Genomic DNA, 14,514 nt, shown 5'->3' with positions numbered 1-14,514 from the left:
GAGCATGTGTCGATCAGAACGGCTGAACGCTATTCACCAACCAGCGACCATCCTGCTTCTCCAGCCCCATCTTGACGCGGCTGCCACTGGCGACTGCCTCCGGCGAATCCTTCGACGTCGTAATCTGATTGAGGAAGAGCATCGTGGTGGCGGTATCCGGTGCGGCATCGAGAACTGCCGCGCCCTGTACGACAACCTGGACGGTCAGCGCCTTCTCCTGCGCGCCGGGAATGATGACCGACTCGATCAACTCGGTGAACTGATTCTGGAAATCGCCGGTCAATCCTTCTGTTGCCGAGTGCAATTGCTGATCGACATTGTTGTGGTCGTACTGGAACATCGCGACTGCCTGGTCCGAGGACACTTGCACCACTTCTTCTCTGGTGTTGTCCGTGGCCGCCAGATCCCGAGTTCCGTCCGGACCGAAGTACAGATACGCCGACAAGCCTGCCAGTGCAATCGCCAGCGCGCTGATCACGCACAAGACGATGGTCAATGGTGACACGCGCGCGGACGTCGCGCCTGTAGCTGTAGTTGCTGGGTCTGTCGTCTCCGGGGTCATGGCACAAACTCCACATTCGAGGCAAGGAGCTGCCCGTCGGTATCGCACATGGTGATTCGCAGGCGATAGTTGCGTTCCTCGGGCTCGGGTTGCTCCGCGTTTTTCTGCATTGCACGCACCGCGACGAGCGAGGTTCCACAATCGCCGTCGATCTTTTCCAACCCGGCTTCGAGGATCTCGCCGTCCGTCTGGACGCCTACCTGTCCGAGAACGTCGACAAACGAGTCCTTACGTCCGTCGAGTTGCGATTGAAATTCCTCGGTGGTGCCGGCCAAGAACTTGTCGAGATCGGCGCCCGCAGTCTCCGAATGCAGAGTCGTCAGGTTGAGCGCTGTGGTCCGCGCACCGGCGATATATGCGGACCGTTCTTCCTCAGCGCTGGAAGCCTTGCTGCGATCCACCAACAGCAGTACAGACACCACCGCAAACACCAGCGCGACAATGGATGCCAGGACTATCCCGCCGACCAACTTCCCGGACTTCGGTGGCGTTGTTGCCGGAACCGGAGGTTCGGAATCCGGTGACACCGCCGCAGGCGCCTTCGGCTCTTCAGCGTGCGACTTCGGTGCACTGACACTCGCTTCGGTTTTGGTCAGTGCGACAGGTTGTTCAGCCGGTTTCTCACTGGGCACTGCCTTTTCACTGGGCACTGCCTTTTCACTGGGCACTGCCGTTTCACTGGGAACTACCGTCGACGCTGCGTCTGTATCTGCGCCGGTGGGTCCGGCGCTCCGGGACGCGCGACGGCGCACCCGCTGCTTGGGTTCTTCTTCGTTCATCAACCTTGCTGACCCTTCATGAACTCTTCGAGACTGATGTCTCCGCCGGCACCGAGTTTCGGCTGCGAGTACGTCCTCCCGTCGGGTCCTATGTACGTGCCTGTAGTCGGATCGTACCGACGTGCGGTGACGCCAGGCTCCGACGCATAGGAACTGGGGGTCGCGGTGATCGGTTGCGGCGGCCCGGTCTGCGGATTGGTGCCCAGGGGCTCGTAACCGGTCCTGCACTGTTCCACTGTCGCGGCGCGGCGCCCCGGGAATTCCGCGCACGGCAGGTTGCGTGCACCGCGCACGGCGATCGGCGAGTCCTGGGCTATGCGGCAGAACAGATCCGACGGAGTTGCGATCGGTGATTCGTCCGCGGGACTGCGCCACTCCTCGGCGGGGAGGAATCCTGTGGTGCACGGCGGCGGATCGTTGACTTCGAGGTGGAAGTCGACCAAGGCGCCATCCGCGGGGTTTCCGGAGCCGGCGACCGTAACGAGCGCTGCCGACAGCGGTGGGTAGATGACAAGGATCTGCTCGATTGCGTTGTTGTACAACACCCCGACCTCACCGACGGACACCAGGTTCGCCAAGAGAATCGGCAACGTGGGTTGAAGATCCTGGAGAAGTGCATTGGCCTCGGACGCCGCTGCCGGGCCCTTCTGGATAATCGCCCGCAGATCCGGGTCACTGGCTCGCAACTGGTCTGTGAAGGTCACCAGATCGCTTGTCCACGAACGGATGGCGTCGCTGCTGACAATCTGGGTGTCGAGCAGCGGTCCGGCCTGCTCGATCAGCGTCTTGGTGGCGTCGGAGTTGTTGTTCGCTTCTTCGACGAACAGGCGAGCCGAGTCGATCAGCTTCTGCAGATCCGGTCCCGCACCGTTGAACGCCTTGAAGGATTCGTCGATGACGGTCTTGAGTTTCGTGTCGGAGATGCTCTGCAGCAACAGATCTGCCTGATCGAGTAACGCGCCGACATCCTGGGGCACGGAACTGCGGTCAACCGGTATGACGGAGCCGTTCTCCAGGTGACCGGATACGACGATGGCACCGGAGGAGTCGGTGTGCGGGATCAGATCGACAAACTGCTCGCCGATCGCGGACACGCTTTTGACCACGGCGTCGACGTCGGCCGGAATCTCGACTCCGCTGTCCATGGACAATTGGGCATTCACACCGGTTTGTGACAACTCGACGGCCTTCACGACGCCGACGCTCTGGCCGCGGTACGTCACGTTGGAGTTCTTGTACAACCCACCGGTAGACGGTAATTCGACAGTGACGGCGTAGCGTCCGATCCCGATCATCGCCGGAACACGTACGTATTGTGTTGCCATCACGACCAGACCGATGACGGTCAATACCGCGAAGATGACAAGCTGGATGCGGACGAACTTTGTGAGCATCATGGTGCTGGTGCCCCCTGAGGAAGTCCTGGAATGGTGATCGGCGGAAGTCCCGGGATCGTGATGGTGTTCGGGTCCGCCGCCGGAGCCTCTGCTGCCGGAGCCGGAGCTGCGGGAGCCGGAGCTGCGGCCGGCCTGAGTGGATCACTCAACGGGTTGCCTGCCTGCCCGCCCAGCCCCGCTTGCGTGCCGAGAACACCTTCCGGACCGCCCAGGGAACCTGCCAGCGGTGTACCGGTGAGGAAGTTCGCGTCGAGTCGCGGCAGCGTCAAGTCGATGGTCATGGCCAGGTTGGCGTAATCGCCTCGAATGACGTTGTCGATTCCGTTTTGCGGGAACGGGAACGTGAGCAGAACCCCGAGCACCTGCGTCAGCGCATTACCGGAATCGGCAAGTGCTTTCAGAGTTGGAGACAGCGACCGAACATTGGTGGCAAAATCCTCGCCGCTTTCGTTGATGACGCGACTGGCCACCTCACTCAGGCCGCCGAGGGACGTCAACGCGTTGGTGATGTCCTGACGTTGTGCCACCAGGATGTCCAGTGCCGGGGGGATTCCGTCGAGCGCCTTGTTCAGAGTGTCACGTTGCGCCTCGACGGTGTACGACAGCCGGTCGATACCTTCCATCGCCGAAATGATGTCTCCGCGTTGCTTGTCGAGGCTTCCGACGAGCTGATCGAGTTGCGGGAGCAAGTCGCGAACAGCATCCTCTCGCCCGATGAGTGCCGCGTTCAATTCCGTGGTGATGTCCTGCACCTGTGCTAGTCCGCCACCGTTCAGTACGACGGACAACGAAGACAGCGTCTGCTCGGTGGTCGGGTAGGCACCCGCTCGTTCGAGGGGAATGACGTCGCCGGCCTCGAGACGCCCCTCCGGCGCCTCCTCGACCGGCGGAGCCAGTTCGATGTGCTGCGATCCGAGCAAACTGGTCTGCCCGATCTTCGCGGTCGCGTTGGCGGGCAACTCGACCTCGGGGTTGAGCGACACCGTCACCAGAGCATGCCAGCCCTGGACCTCGATATTGGAGACGCTCCCCACGGCCACGTCGTCCACCCGGACGGGTGAATTCTGCGACAGGGTTGTGACATTGGGCATCTCGATCTGAACCTCGTACGACCCCTCGCCTCGGCCCTGGGTGCCGGGCATCGGCACGGAGTTCAGCCCGTTCCATTCACAACCACTGGCGCCGAGAGCAACGCCGACGGCTAACGTCACCACTACTGCTTTACCTCTCGCGCGCATCAGTTGCCTCCCCCCATGTTGAAGAGTTCGGTGAGGTCCTTGGGCACGGACGGCATCGGCACGCCGTTCAACGGATCTGCTGCCGCCTGCGGGGCCGACGCGGCCTGACCCGGACTTGCCGCCGCTTCCAAACCGGGCTCCGTGTACACGATCTGGTCCGGGAAGGCCTGAACTCCGGAAACCGGGTTGAAGAGGAATCCCGGGTAATTCATGATGAGCGTGCTGAGCACCGGGCCGAGGTACTCCTTGCACAGGTCAGCACTCCTCTCAGCTGGACCGGTGTCGATGGCTTGAATGGAACCACAGATCCACTGGATCGGATTCTTGAAGTTACTCAGTGCAATTGCACCGGTCATGCTGCCCTGCGCCGGCTTGTAGATCTGGTAGAAGTTGGCCAGCGACGTCGGGCCCGAGTGGAGCACCTGTTCGATCTCGGGGCGCTTGTCGGTCAGTACCTGGGTTGCGTCGGCCAACCGCGCCACCGATTCACTCAGAGCTGCCTGATTGTCGTTGACAAACCGCTGGACGTCACCCACCGCGAGGTCGAGATCGCTGAGGGCCGTGCCCAATTCGTCGGAGCTGCTTGCGAGAACACTGCTGACCGAAGCGAGATGTCCGCTGAATTGCACGATCTGCTCGTTGCTCGAGGACAGCGCGGTGACAAACGCCTGCAGGTTACGGATGGTGGAGAAGAGATCCGTCCGGCCTTCCGACAGTGTGTGCATGGTGGCGGACAACTCGCGCAACGTCATCCGAATGGATTCTCCGTTGCCCTCGAGGTTGTCGCCGAGCGTATTGATGAAGCGTCCCAATGAACCTTCGTCGTCGATACCTTCCGGGCCTAGTGCCTCGGAGAGTTTGGCAAGTTCCGTTTTGATCTCGTCCCACTCGACCGGGACCGCGGTGCGTTCGATCGGAATAACGCCACCGTCTGGCATCTGGTCACCACCGGAATAGACCGGGGTCAGCTGAACGAACCGCGCAGAAACGAGGCTCTGCGCGACGATGAGTGCCTGAGCATCCGCTGGTACATCGACGCCGCGGTCGACAGCCATCTCGACGTAGGTGTCCTGATCTCGAGGCTCGATCTTCGTGACCTTGCCGACGTTGACGCCGAGTACGCGGACGACGTCGCCTTCGTACAGTCCCGTCGTGGACACGAAGTGGGCGGAGATCTTGGTCTTGCCCAGTCCCGGAATCAGAAGGTAAGCCGCGGCCGCGACGAGTAGCACGACCAGCGCCGCAGCGCCGATCAGTACCCACTTATTACGCGAGCCGGTGGAGGCTGTTGTGTCGGTCATTCTCCTGGCCCCCTGATCGTCGGCGGAATCCCGGGAAAGAAGTCCTCGAGATCCGACGGAATTTGTTCGGGATCAACGCTGCTGTCCACCAGGGTCTTCCACCAGTTACTGGGAAGAATGTTGATGATGAAGGCGTCGAAGAACGGTCCGCTTGCCACGGTCTCGCCGAGTGCCGTGATGTACGGGCCGAGGCCGTCGAGCGCGCCGGAGATGTTGTCCTTGTTGTTCTGAAGAACCTCGGCAACAGAATTCAGCTTCTCGAGGGTGGGACCCATCTGGGCCTCGTTCTCCACAACCAACCCCGAGAGCTGACGTGATACCGCTGAGGTGTTGACGATCAGTTCACTGATCGCGTCACGGCGCAAGCTCAGCTCACCGAACAGCTTGTTTCCGTCCACCAACAGCGAGTCGATCTGCCCGCTGCGATCCGCGAGAATCTTGGTGACGTCCTCAGCGCGCGAGAGCAATTGGAGCAAACTTTCGTCTCGCGCGTTGATGCTCTGCGAGAGCCGAGTCATGCCGTCGAGGGCTCCCCGCAACTCCGGCGGGGTGTCGGCAAGCGTATCCGAGATCGCGTTGAGAGAATCGTTGATCTGTTCTGTGTCGAGTTCCGCCGCGGTGGTACCGAGATCCCCGAGTGCTTCGTTGAGTGAGTACGGAGAGTTGGTGCGTTCCAAGGGGATCGGCGTACCGGTGCGCAACAGCCCCGGCCCCTCGGACCGAACGGCCAGCGACTTGCGGCCAAGCACGGTATTGGTCTTGATGTCGGCTGACGTCTGTTCTCCGAGTGCAATGCCGTCCTGGACGGTGAAGGTGACCAGCACGCTTTGATCGTCGAGTTCGACCTCGCTGACCTTGCCGACGTTGACGCCGGCCAGCGTCACGTTGTCACCGGCAACCAAACCGCCTGCGTCGGCGAAGTAAGCGGAGTGCCGGATACCGCCGGACAGGAACTGGAGCTGATCGTATTGCAGTGTGGCACCGACCGTCGCGACAGCCAGGACCAGACCGACGACGCCGATCTGTACGGGATTTCGTTCACGGGCAGGACTCATTGTGTCTTCGCGCACCTTCCCGTGGTCTGTACTGCCGTGGGCAGGACGATCGTGGTTCCGTCAGGGCCGGAGAATTTGAAGGTGTTGGCGCACAGATAGAACTGGAAGAACGAACCGTAGGTTCCGACGCGGATCAGCTTCTGGTAGTCCGAGGGCAGACGCGCGAGTGCGGTGTTGATGTCTTCCTTGCCCAGATCCAGTTGTGTCATCGTGCGGTTGGTTTCACCGATCAACGTCTGAATGTCCGGACGGGTAGCTCCCAGTAGCGCCGCAAGATCCCCTGTTGCACCCGCGATTTCGGTGATCGAATTTGCGATCGGACCGCTGTCCTGCGCCAGACCACTCACCAACTGCTGGAGTTGATCGATCGTGGTGGAGAACTGATCGCCCTTGTCATTGATCGTCCCGAGAACGTCGTTGAGATTGGTGATCACGTCACCGATCAACTGGTCGCGATCCGCGAGCGTATTGGTGAACGAATTGGTGTTTCCCAGAAGAGAAACCAGAGTTCCGCCCTGGCCTTGCAGGACATGAAGCAGCGCTCCTGACAGATCGTTGACTTGCTGAGGATCCAGCGCGCGCAGGAGCGGCTTGAAACCACCGAGCAACAGATCCAGGTCCAGAGCGGGCGATGTCTGATCAACCGGAATCGAACCACCTGACGACAAAGATTCGGTCGAACCGGTGCCTTCCAGCAGCTCCATGTAGCGATCGCCGACCAGGTTCTCGTAGCGGACCGTCGCTTTGGTGCTCTTCATCAACGAGTACTGAGTATCGACGTCGAAGCTGACTTCAGCCTGGTTGGAATCATCGATGGACACGCCCGTCACGGATCCGACCGGAACACCGGCGATCCGCACCTTGTCGCCGGACTTCAGACCGGAAACATCGGCGAACGTGGCGTGAAAACCGTTGCTACTGCTGAATCGCACCTGACTGAACACGATGGCCAGTCCGGCAAAAATCACCGACATGACGAGTGTGAAGATCAAGAGCTTTACCGTTGTCGGTCTCATCACTCCCCGTCCTGTTCGTAAGAGTCCCCGAAGAGGAACTGGAAGATCGTCGGAACCGTCACCTCGAACTCCGTGTTGGGCACGAACGGCACGTTTCCGGTGTTGGTGACCGCAAACGGGGCCTTACCGTCGACCTTCGGATCGAAGGTGGGGAAGCCGTAACAATTCGGGCCGCCCGATGCGGCAACCTTGGGAAGGGACTCCGGATTGGTGTACGCCTTTGCACCCCACATGAAGCTCGCACTGAGCATCAACGCCGCTTTGTCACCGGTGCCGGCCATCGGCTCGAATTTGATGCGCCCGTCGTTCAATCCGACGAGGAAGCACGTCAGACCGGGTGAGTATTCCTCGAGCAGCGTCGTGGTTGCCGTCAGGGTGTCCAGGGACGTGGTGAGGTCCTGCTCGTTGTCGGTCAGCAAGGCGTTACCGGTGTTGGCGAGGCCGGTGATGTTGAGCAACAGCAGATCCAGGTTGGCCTGCTCGGCCACGATGGAACCACTTGTAGTGGTTGCGTTGTCGAGGATGCGCAGTAGGTCCGGTGCCACGTCCGCGTACAGGTTGGTGACCGTGGCCGCGCTCGCCAGATCCTCTTGCAGTTGCGGCAATGTGGGATTCATCTTCTGCAAGTAGGTGTCGCCCAATTCGAGAACCTCGCCGAGTGCTTCGCCGCGGCCGTTGAGTGCCGTCGAAATAGCACCGAGTGTTGCGTTCAGCTTTTCCGGCTCGACCTGGGCCAGTACCTCCGAAAGATGTTCGAACACACTGTTGAACTCGACGGTCACGCTGTCGGAGGTAATGACCGCACCTTCTTGAATGGGCTGTGTCGACGGATCGTCCGGGATGACGATGTTGACGTATTTGGCTCCGAAGACGGTGGTGGACTTGATCTCCACGCCGGCGTTGGACGGAATCTTCGACATCTGGTCGGGATACATCGCCAGTTGCAGACTCGCTTGATCTCCGTCGAGGGAAATCGATTCGACGCTGCCCACCTGCACGCCGCGCAATTTCACCTTGGCGTCCGGTTCCATGACAAGACCGGCGCGAGCGGACATCACGGTGATGGGGGTGCTCTCGGTGAAGCCGCCCGCAAACATGGTGAGTGCGACGGCCACGATTGCCGCGAGTCCGAGGATCAAACCGGCCGCGGCAAGTTTCTTGTGCCACCTGGGAACTGTCATTCTCTCCGTCCCCTATCCCGACAAGTTGAAGTTGCCGGACCCACCGTAAATGGCGAGTGAGATGAGCAGGGTGACGGTGACAACCGCAATCAGTGAGGCGCGCACCGCATTACCCACGGCGACGCCGACGCCGACCGGGCCGCCGGTCGCGTTGAAGCCGTAGTAGGTGTGAATCAACATGACCGCTAGGGCCATGACTATCGCTTGCGCAAACGACCACAATATGTCCGTGGGTATCAGAAAGGTTGTGAAGTAATGGTCGTACACACCGCCGGACTGGTTGTACAGGAACACCGTCGCGAAACGGCTGGCCATGAACGACGCAATCACTGCCAGCGAGTACAACGGGATGATGGCGATCATGCCGGCCATGACACGGGTGCTGACCAGATACGGGATGGACGGGATGGCCATCGTCTCCAGGGCGTCGATCTCCTCCGACACACGCATCGCTCCGAGTTGCGCGGTGGAGCCGGCACCGATGGTGGCGGCCAAACCGATTCCCGCGATGACGGGTGCGGCGATACGAACGTTGATGAACGCTGCGAAGAATCCTGTCAGTGCCTCGACGCCGATGTTGCCGAGCGAGCTGTAGCCCTGCACGGCGATGGTGGCTCCGGTGAAGAGAGTCAGGAAGCCGACGATCACGACGGTGCCACCGATGACGGCCAGTGCTCCGGTTCCCATGCTGATCTCGGCGATCAAGCGAAGTGTCTCGCGTGGGTAGCGCATCAAAGCCTTTGGTGCATGCCCGATCGCTTTCGCGAAGAACAGTGCCTGATCACCGATGCTGTCGACGCCGCGAGAGACGGATCGAATCTGCCGCCGAGTTCGCGGGAAACGCCCTGCTGCTGCCAATGCCATCAGTACGCCTCCCGTCCGTCGTGGTGTGTCACAGTTCTCCTGCTCGCCGTGCGCCTCATCCGGCCGTCAACTTGATACCGATGGTGGTGATGAGCACATTGACGACGAACAGCGCCATGAAGGCGAACACGACGGTCTGGTTGACGGCGTCGCCGACGCTCTTGGCGCCGCCCTTGACGTTGAGCCCGAGATACGAGGCGACAAGTCCGGCGATCATGCCGAAGAGTCCAGCCTTGACCATCGAGAGCATCAGCTCGCCGAATCCGGTCAGCAAGGTGATGCCGTTGACAAATGCTCCGGGGTTGACGTCCTGGATGAATACCGAGAACACAAAACCGCCGAGGATGCCGATGGTAATGACCAGGCCGTTGAGCAGCAGGGCCACTCCGGTGGACGCAAGCACCCGAGGCACAACAAGCCGCTGGATCGGATTGATGCCGAGCACTCTCATCGCGTCGATTTCTTCGCGGATGGTACGGGCGGAGAGGTCCGCGCAGATTGCGGTGGCGCCGGCACCGGCGACGATGAGGACTGTCACGATGGGGCCGACCTGTGTGACGGTGCCGAGCGCGGCTCCCGCACCGCTGAGGTCGGCAGCGCCGATCTCCCGCAGCAGGATGTTGATGGTGAAGCTGACGAGCACGGTGAACGGGATGGCGACCAGCACGGTGGGGACCATCGAGACCCGGGCTACGAACCAGGCCTGATCGATGAATTCCTGACGCTGGAAGGGACGAGAAAAGACTGCCCGCAAGGTTTCCGCTGACATCTGAAAGAAGCCACCGACCGCCCGTAATGGCACCTCGACGAGGTCTACCATCCGTCCTCCTCGTCTCTTGTTGCCGCAACACTGTCTGTTTGCATAGTCCAGCCCCCGACAGCTTGTGACTCAGGTCATATTAACTAGAACGTGTTCACCTGTCAAAAACGGGCGCATATCACCGGGAATAGCCAAATTTCACGACCGGGAAACCCTGCATCGAACACACCTCACATTGTCCGCCATTTGCGGCCAAATGATCGAAATATCATGCAAGTTAATACTTTTGGTGGATGATCGACATCGGCGATGCCGTCAACAATCAGAAAACGCGCACTCCGTTCGCGGGTTCTACCACCCTGTCCATGACGCGCGAAATTAGAACACAGTCCACTTTTTTGAAGACCGACAGTCTCGCATTCGCGACAAATCAGTCATTCGGACATGTGACCATGCTCTTTCTACCAAAAAACACGACGACAACGGCGATATCTGTGAATTCGAGTTTCGTGTCGTGGGCAAGCCGGCAGCAACTCGCGTCAGCCCAACTCCCGAAGAGCTGCAGAAGCCGAGAACATCGTGGCGGGATCCCGGTCGGCAAAGTAATCACCGATCGCGACGGACAACGACTCGGGCGACCAGGCCGCCCCGTCGGCGTCGAACCGCCGCTCCACCACGGGCGCCGCCATCAGCGCGACCATGGGGCCGTAGACGATAAAGACCTGACCGTTGACTGCGTCTGCTGCCGGCGATGCCAGATACGACACCAACGACGCCACATGCTCGGGTGAGAGCGGATCGATGCCCTCGTCCGGCGCGTCACCGAAAACACCCTCGGTCATCGACGTCCGTGCCCGTGGGCAGATGGCATTGGCGCGCACCCCGTATCGAGACAACCCGCGAGCGGCGGAGAGAGTCAGCGCCGTGATGCCCGCTTTGGCGGCACCGTAATTCGGCTGACCTTCCGGCCCCAGCAATCCCGCTTCGGACGACGTATTGACGATGCGCCCGTATACCGGCGCGCCGGCTTCCTTCGACTTTGTGCGCCAATACGCAGCGGCGTTGCGGCACAACAGAAAATGTCCACGCAGATGGACTTCGAGTACCAGATCCCAGTCTTCGTCGGACATGTTGAACAGCATCCGATCGCGGACGACTCCGGCGTTGTTGACTACGATGTCGACACTGCCGAACTGGCCTTGCGCCTTCTCCATGAGCGCGTCCGCCGTGGAACGTTCGCCGACATTGCCGGCAACAAATTCGACCTTGGCGCCCAGGCTACGAATCTCGTCGAGAGTTGCTTCGACGGCCTCGTTCGGCGCCAGATCGTTGACAACCACCGACGCGCCGGCTTTCGCCAGGGCGATGGCCTCGAACTTTCCGAGTCCCGATCCGGCACCGGTCACGATGGCGACCTTGCCTTCGAGACTGGTGTCCTCGCTCTTCACAGCATTCATCGACGCGTTCTCCCAGTTCTGTGCGATCGTGAACCCGACCGTCTCGGCAGAGCCTGTCGGGCCTCACGACTTCGCAACTTTAGAACGTGTTCCTGTTTTGGGCAATAGCCCTCACGGATGTTCCGTCAATGCGGCGCGTGGGCACTGGGCGATCGCGGAACGAACATCCTCCCAGCGATCCTCCGGTGGACGCGCCGAACTGATCACCAACTCCTCGTTGTCGTCGAGGTCGAAAATATCGGGGGCGATACCGACGCAGACTCCGTTGGCCTCACAACGGTCCAGATCAACCCTGATCTCCATGGGTATTCCTCTTCTCTACTCACACATTTGGGCGCCACAGACTAGTGGAGAAACGGGCATCGCAGGGCTGCGCTCCGCACCGTTCCTGCCATAACACTAGAACCTGTTCCACCTCGTGTGCAATGATTCGGAAAAGTAGCAGAAACGAGTGCCTGGATTCGCCCACGTGCGTGCCACGCCCGGAGAACCTGCCTATAGAACCTGTGCCAGATAGTCGATTTGTATCTCTACTTCGAGAGGCAACCATGCACATCACCTACACACCTGAGCAACAAGCGCTTCAGGAGGAGTTGCGCGCGTACTTTGCTCAACTGATGACCCCGGCTCGCCGCGAAGCCCTCGCAGCCACCACCGGCGAGTACGGCGAAGGAAACGTCTACCGCGAGGTTGTGGCACAGATGGGCCAGGACGGCTGGCTCACGCTCGGCTGGCCCAAGGAGTACGGCGGGCAGGAACGATCCGCCATGGACCAGCTGATCTTCACCGACGAAGCTGCGATCGCCGGAGCGCCGGTGCCCTTCCTGACCATCAACTCCGTGGCCCCGACAATCATGCATTTCGGCACCGAGGAGCAGAAGGCATTCTTCTTGCCGAAGATCTCGCGCGGCGAACTGCATTTTGCCATCGGGTATTCCGAGCCCGGAGCCGGAACCGACCTGGCATCGCTGCGCACATCCGCCGTCAAGGACGGCGACGACTACATCATCAACGGCCAGAAGATGTGGACAAGCCTCATCCAGTACGCGGACTACATCTGGCTCGCCTGCCGCACCGATCCGGAAGCCAAGAAGCACAAGGGAATCAGCATGCTGATCGTCCCCACCACCGCCGAAGGATTCTCCTACACGCCGGTGCACACCATGGCCGGACCGGACACCAGCGCCACCTACTACCAGGATGTGCGTGTTCCGGCGTCGTCGATCGTCGGTGAGGAACACGGCGGCTGGGGCCTGATCACCAATCAGCTCAATCACGAACGTGTTGCGCTTACCTCGGCCGGTCCGATTCTGACGGCGCAGCGCGAGGTCCGCGAGTGGGCCCAGAACACCAAGCTTCCCGACGGCCGACGCATGATCGATCAGGAATGGGTGCAGATCAACCTGGCGCGGGTGCATGCCAAGGCCGAGTACCTGAAACTGATGAACTGGGAAATCGCGTCGACCACCGATCACGCTCCTGGCCCGGAAGCGGCGTCGGCCAATAAGGTGTTCGGCACCGAATTCGCCACCGAGGCTTACCGATTGCTGATGGAAATCCTCGGAACGTCGGCCGTCATCCGGCAGAACTCCCCCGGCGCGGTCCTACGTGGACGAATCGAACGGATGCACCGTTCCTCGTTGATCCTGACGTTCGGCGGCGGCACAAACGAAGTGCAGCGCGACATCATCGGTATGACGGCCCTGGGCTTGCCGCCCTCAAAGCGATAAGGACACCTCGCGACATGGATTTCACCTTCACCGAGGCCCAGAACGATCTGGCCGGCCTCACCCGCGGAATTGTCAACGAACTGGTCACCAACGACCGCCTCCGTGAACTCGACGCAGCGCAGGACCGCACCGACCGTACGCTGTGGGCGGCGCTCGCATCGTCCGGCGTTCTCAGCGCAGCCTTGCCGGAATCGGTGGGCGGAGACGGATTTGGCGTGCTCGAGCAGTGCAGCATTCTTGTCGAATTGGGCCGGGCTGTTGCGCCGGTGCCGTATCTGACGTCCATCGTGTCGTCCGCCGCCGCGATCGCGGAATTCGGCGACGACACCCAGCGCGCCGACTGGGCTGCGCCCGCAGCACGCGGCGAGAAGATCCTGACAGCAGCGCTGTCCGAAGAATGGGGCGACAATCCGGCTCTCCCGTTCACGCGTGCGAACCGAACGGAAACCGGTTGGGAGCTGACCGGCACGAAGATCGTGGTCGACAGCGCACCGATAGCCGACCTCTTCCTGGTCCCCGCAAGCACCGACGACGGTGTTGTCGTGTTCCTGGTGCAGCCGGGCGACGTCGGTGTCAGTGTCACAAGGCAGTCGATAGTCGACTTCGGCAGCGCAGGCCAGGTCGATCTCGATGCGGTCCAACTACCGGACGACCGGGTGCTCGGCTCGGTGGCTCGGGGCTCCGAGATCAGCGAATGGATCGTCGAACGTGCCCGACTCGGTTCCAGCGCATACCAATACGGTGTACTCGATCAGGCCCTGAAATTGACCGCGGAATACGCGCGCGAGCGAGTCCAGTTCGGTCGCCCGATCGGCAGCTTCCAGGCTGTGGCTCAACGACTGGCCGACGGGTACATCGACGTCAAGGGAGTGCGTCTGACTCTCTGGGCAGCGGCCTGGCAGCTGAGCGAATCTCTCCCTGCCAGCGAGTCCGTCAAGACCGCGAAGTTCTGGGCAGCCGACGCCGGCCATCGCGTCGCACACACCGCCGTCCACGTCCACGGCGGCGTCGGATTGGACGAGGATCACCCGATCCACCGGTACTTCCTCGCTGCCAAGCGTCACGAATTCCTGCTCGGCAACACCACCGATCTGCTGCGCAGTCTCGGTAAGGAACTCGCTGACGAGCCCGCATGAGCTTGTCTCATTGAGCGGAGTCCCACCAAGCGGAATAC

At 61.0% G+C, this 14,514-nt stretch carries 14 protein-coding genes; 2 read left to right on the top strand and 12 right to left on the bottom strand.

Annotated elements, in window-relative coordinates; genetic code table 11:
- Positions 1 to 13: 13 nt before the first annotated feature.
- The 12 genes from CJ178_RS25255 to CJ178_RS25200 all read right to left on the bottom strand — a co-directional run bounded on the left by CJ178_RS25255 (position 14) and on the right by CJ178_RS25200 (position 11,913).
- Positions 14 to 562, bottom strand: a complete 549-nt coding sequence (locus CJ178_RS25255) for a twin-arginine translocation pathway signal (protein ID WP_033232284.1) — start codon at positions 560 to 562, stop codon at positions 14 to 16.
- Positions 559 to 1,341, bottom strand: a complete 783-nt coding sequence (locus CJ178_RS25250; RefSeq protein ID WP_095888278.1) for a hypothetical protein — start codon at positions 1,339 to 1,341, stop codon at positions 559 to 561. Before CJ178_RS25250 ends, CJ178_RS25255 begins: the two co-directional genes overlap by 4 nt.
- A complete protein-coding gene (locus CJ178_RS25245; RefSeq protein ID WP_033232285.1) occupies positions 1,341 to 2,738 on the bottom strand; it encodes an MCE family protein in 1,398 nt (465 codons plus the stop codon). Before CJ178_RS25245 ends, CJ178_RS25250 begins: the two co-directional genes overlap by 1 nt.
- Complete coding sequence (locus CJ178_RS25240) at positions 2,735 to 3,976, bottom strand: MCE family protein (protein ID WP_033232286.1); 1,242 nt, start codon at positions 3,974 to 3,976, stop codon at positions 2,735 to 2,737. Before CJ178_RS25240 ends, CJ178_RS25245 begins: the two co-directional genes overlap by 4 nt.
- Positions 3,976 to 5,277, bottom strand: a complete 1,302-nt coding sequence (locus tag CJ178_RS25235) for an MCE family protein (RefSeq protein ID WP_095888277.1) — start codon at positions 5,275 to 5,277, stop codon at positions 3,976 to 3,978. Before CJ178_RS25235 ends, CJ178_RS25240 begins: the two co-directional genes overlap by 1 nt.
- Positions 5,274 to 6,332, bottom strand: a complete 1,059-nt coding sequence (locus tag CJ178_RS25230; protein WP_033232289.1) for an MCE family protein — start codon at positions 6,330 to 6,332, stop codon at positions 5,274 to 5,276. Before CJ178_RS25230 ends, CJ178_RS25235 begins: the two co-directional genes overlap by 4 nt.
- Positions 6,329 to 7,348, bottom strand: coding sequence for an MCE family protein (locus CJ178_RS25225; RefSeq protein ID WP_033232291.1), 1,020 nt, complete (start codon positions 7,346 to 7,348; stop codon positions 6,329 to 6,331). The genes CJ178_RS25230 and CJ178_RS25225 overlap by 4 nt, the downstream gene beginning before the upstream one ends.
- Positions 7,348 to 8,529 carry an MCE family protein gene (locus tag CJ178_RS25220; protein WP_033232292.1) on the bottom strand — a complete coding sequence of 394 codons (1,182 nt, stop codon included), beginning with the start codon at positions 8,527 to 8,529 and terminating at the stop codon, positions 7,348 to 7,350. Before CJ178_RS25220 ends, CJ178_RS25225 begins: the two co-directional genes overlap by 1 nt.
- Before the next feature lie 12 nt (positions 8,530 to 8,541).
- Positions 8,542 to 9,393 (bottom strand): MlaE family ABC transporter permease, encoded by an 852-nt coding sequence (locus CJ178_RS25215; protein WP_095888276.1) that lies wholly within the window; start codon positions 9,391 to 9,393, stop codon positions 8,542 to 8,544.
- A gap of 55 nt (positions 9,394 to 9,448) precedes the next feature.
- Positions 9,449 to 10,213: an MlaE family ABC transporter permease gene (locus CJ178_RS25210; protein ID WP_033232294.1), complete on the bottom strand. Its 765-nt coding sequence runs from the start codon at positions 10,211 to 10,213 to the stop codon at positions 9,449 to 9,451.
- Between the two features lie 479 nt (positions 10,214 to 10,692).
- Positions 10,693 to 11,610, bottom strand: coding sequence for a 3-oxoacyl-ACP reductase (locus CJ178_RS25205; protein WP_045068701.1), 918 nt, complete (start codon positions 11,608 to 11,610; stop codon positions 10,693 to 10,695).
- Between the two features lie 111 nt (positions 11,611 to 11,721).
- The gene (locus CJ178_RS25200; RefSeq protein ID WP_095888275.1) at positions 11,722 to 11,913 is read right to left on the bottom strand and encodes a ferredoxin; all 192 of its coding nucleotides are present in this window, start codon (positions 11,911 to 11,913) and stop codon (positions 11,722 to 11,724) included.
- A 245-nt stretch (positions 11,914 to 12,158) separates the two neighbouring features.
- Here CJ178_RS25200 and CJ178_RS25195 point away from each other — a divergent pair, with 245 nt between their 5' ends.
- Both CJ178_RS25195 and CJ178_RS25190 read left to right on the top strand, forming a co-directional pair.
- Complete coding sequence (locus tag CJ178_RS25195) at positions 12,159 to 13,340, top strand: acyl-CoA dehydrogenase family protein (protein ID WP_045068700.1); 1,182 nt, start codon at positions 12,159 to 12,161, stop codon at positions 13,338 to 13,340.
- A 14-nt stretch (positions 13,341 to 13,354) separates the two neighbouring features.
- Positions 13,355 to 14,476 (top strand): acyl-CoA dehydrogenase family protein, encoded by a 1,122-nt coding sequence (locus CJ178_RS25190; protein WP_095888274.1) that lies wholly within the window; start codon positions 13,355 to 13,357, stop codon positions 14,474 to 14,476.
- Positions 14,477 to 14,514: the final 38 nt, after the last annotated feature.

Source organism: Rhodococcus sp. ACPA4 (assembly GCF_002300185.1).
GTDB classification, from domain to species: domain Bacteria; phylum Actinomycetota; class Actinomycetes; order Mycobacteriales; family Mycobacteriaceae; genus Rhodococcus_F; species Rhodococcus_F globerula.
This window is presented reverse-complemented; position numbering and strand designations above follow the sequence as displayed.

Bases quoted from the DNA above. Each gene is read 5' to 3' on its own strand.
- CJ178_RS25255 (WP_033232284.1), bottom strand. From the start codon at position 562: ATGACCCCGGAGACGACAGACCCAGCAACTACAGCTACAGGCGCGACG.
- CJ178_RS25250 (WP_095888278.1), bottom strand. From the start codon at position 1,341: ATGAACGAAGAAGAACCCAAGCAGCGGGTGCGCCGTCGCGCGTCCCGG.
- CJ178_RS25245 (WP_033232285.1), bottom strand. From the start codon at position 2,738: ATGATGCTCACAAAGTTCGTCCGCATCCAGCTTGTCATCTTCGCGGTA.
- CJ178_RS25240 (WP_033232286.1), bottom strand. From the start codon at position 3,976: ATGCGCGCGAGAGGTAAAGCAGTAGTGGTGACGTTAGCCGTCGGCGTT.
- CJ178_RS25235 (WP_095888277.1), bottom strand. From the start codon at position 5,277: ATGACCGACACAACAGCCTCCACCGGCTCGCGTAATAAGTGGGTACTG.
- CJ178_RS25230 (WP_033232289.1), bottom strand. From the start codon at position 6,332: ATGAGTCCTGCCCGTGAACGAAATCCCGTACAGATCGGCGTCGTCGGT.
- CJ178_RS25225 (WP_033232291.1), bottom strand. From the start codon at position 7,348: ATGAGACCGACAACGGTAAAGCTCTTGATCTTCACACTCGTCATGTCG.
- CJ178_RS25220 (WP_033232292.1), bottom strand. From the start codon at position 8,529: ATGACAGTTCCCAGGTGGCACAAGAAACTTGCCGCGGCCGGTTTGATC.
- CJ178_RS25215 (WP_095888276.1), bottom strand. From the start codon at position 9,393: ATGGCATTGGCAGCAGCAGGGCGTTTCCCGCGAACTCGGCGGCAGATT.
- CJ178_RS25210 (WP_033232294.1), bottom strand. From the start codon at position 10,213: ATGGTAGACCTCGTCGAGGTGCCATTACGGGCGGTCGGTGGCTTCTTT.
- CJ178_RS25205 (WP_045068701.1), bottom strand. From the start codon at position 11,610: ATGAATGCTGTGAAGAGCGAGGACACCAGTCTCGAAGGCAAGGTCGCC.
- CJ178_RS25200 (WP_095888275.1), bottom strand. From the start codon at position 11,913: ATGGAGATCAGGGTTGATCTGGACCGTTGTGAGGCCAACGGAGTCTGC.
- CJ178_RS25195 (WP_045068700.1), top strand. From the start codon at position 12,159: ATGCACATCACCTACACACCTGAGCAACAAGCGCTTCAGGAGGAGTTG.
- CJ178_RS25190 (WP_095888274.1), top strand. From the start codon at position 13,355: ATGGATTTCACCTTCACCGAGGCCCAGAACGATCTGGCCGGCCTCACC.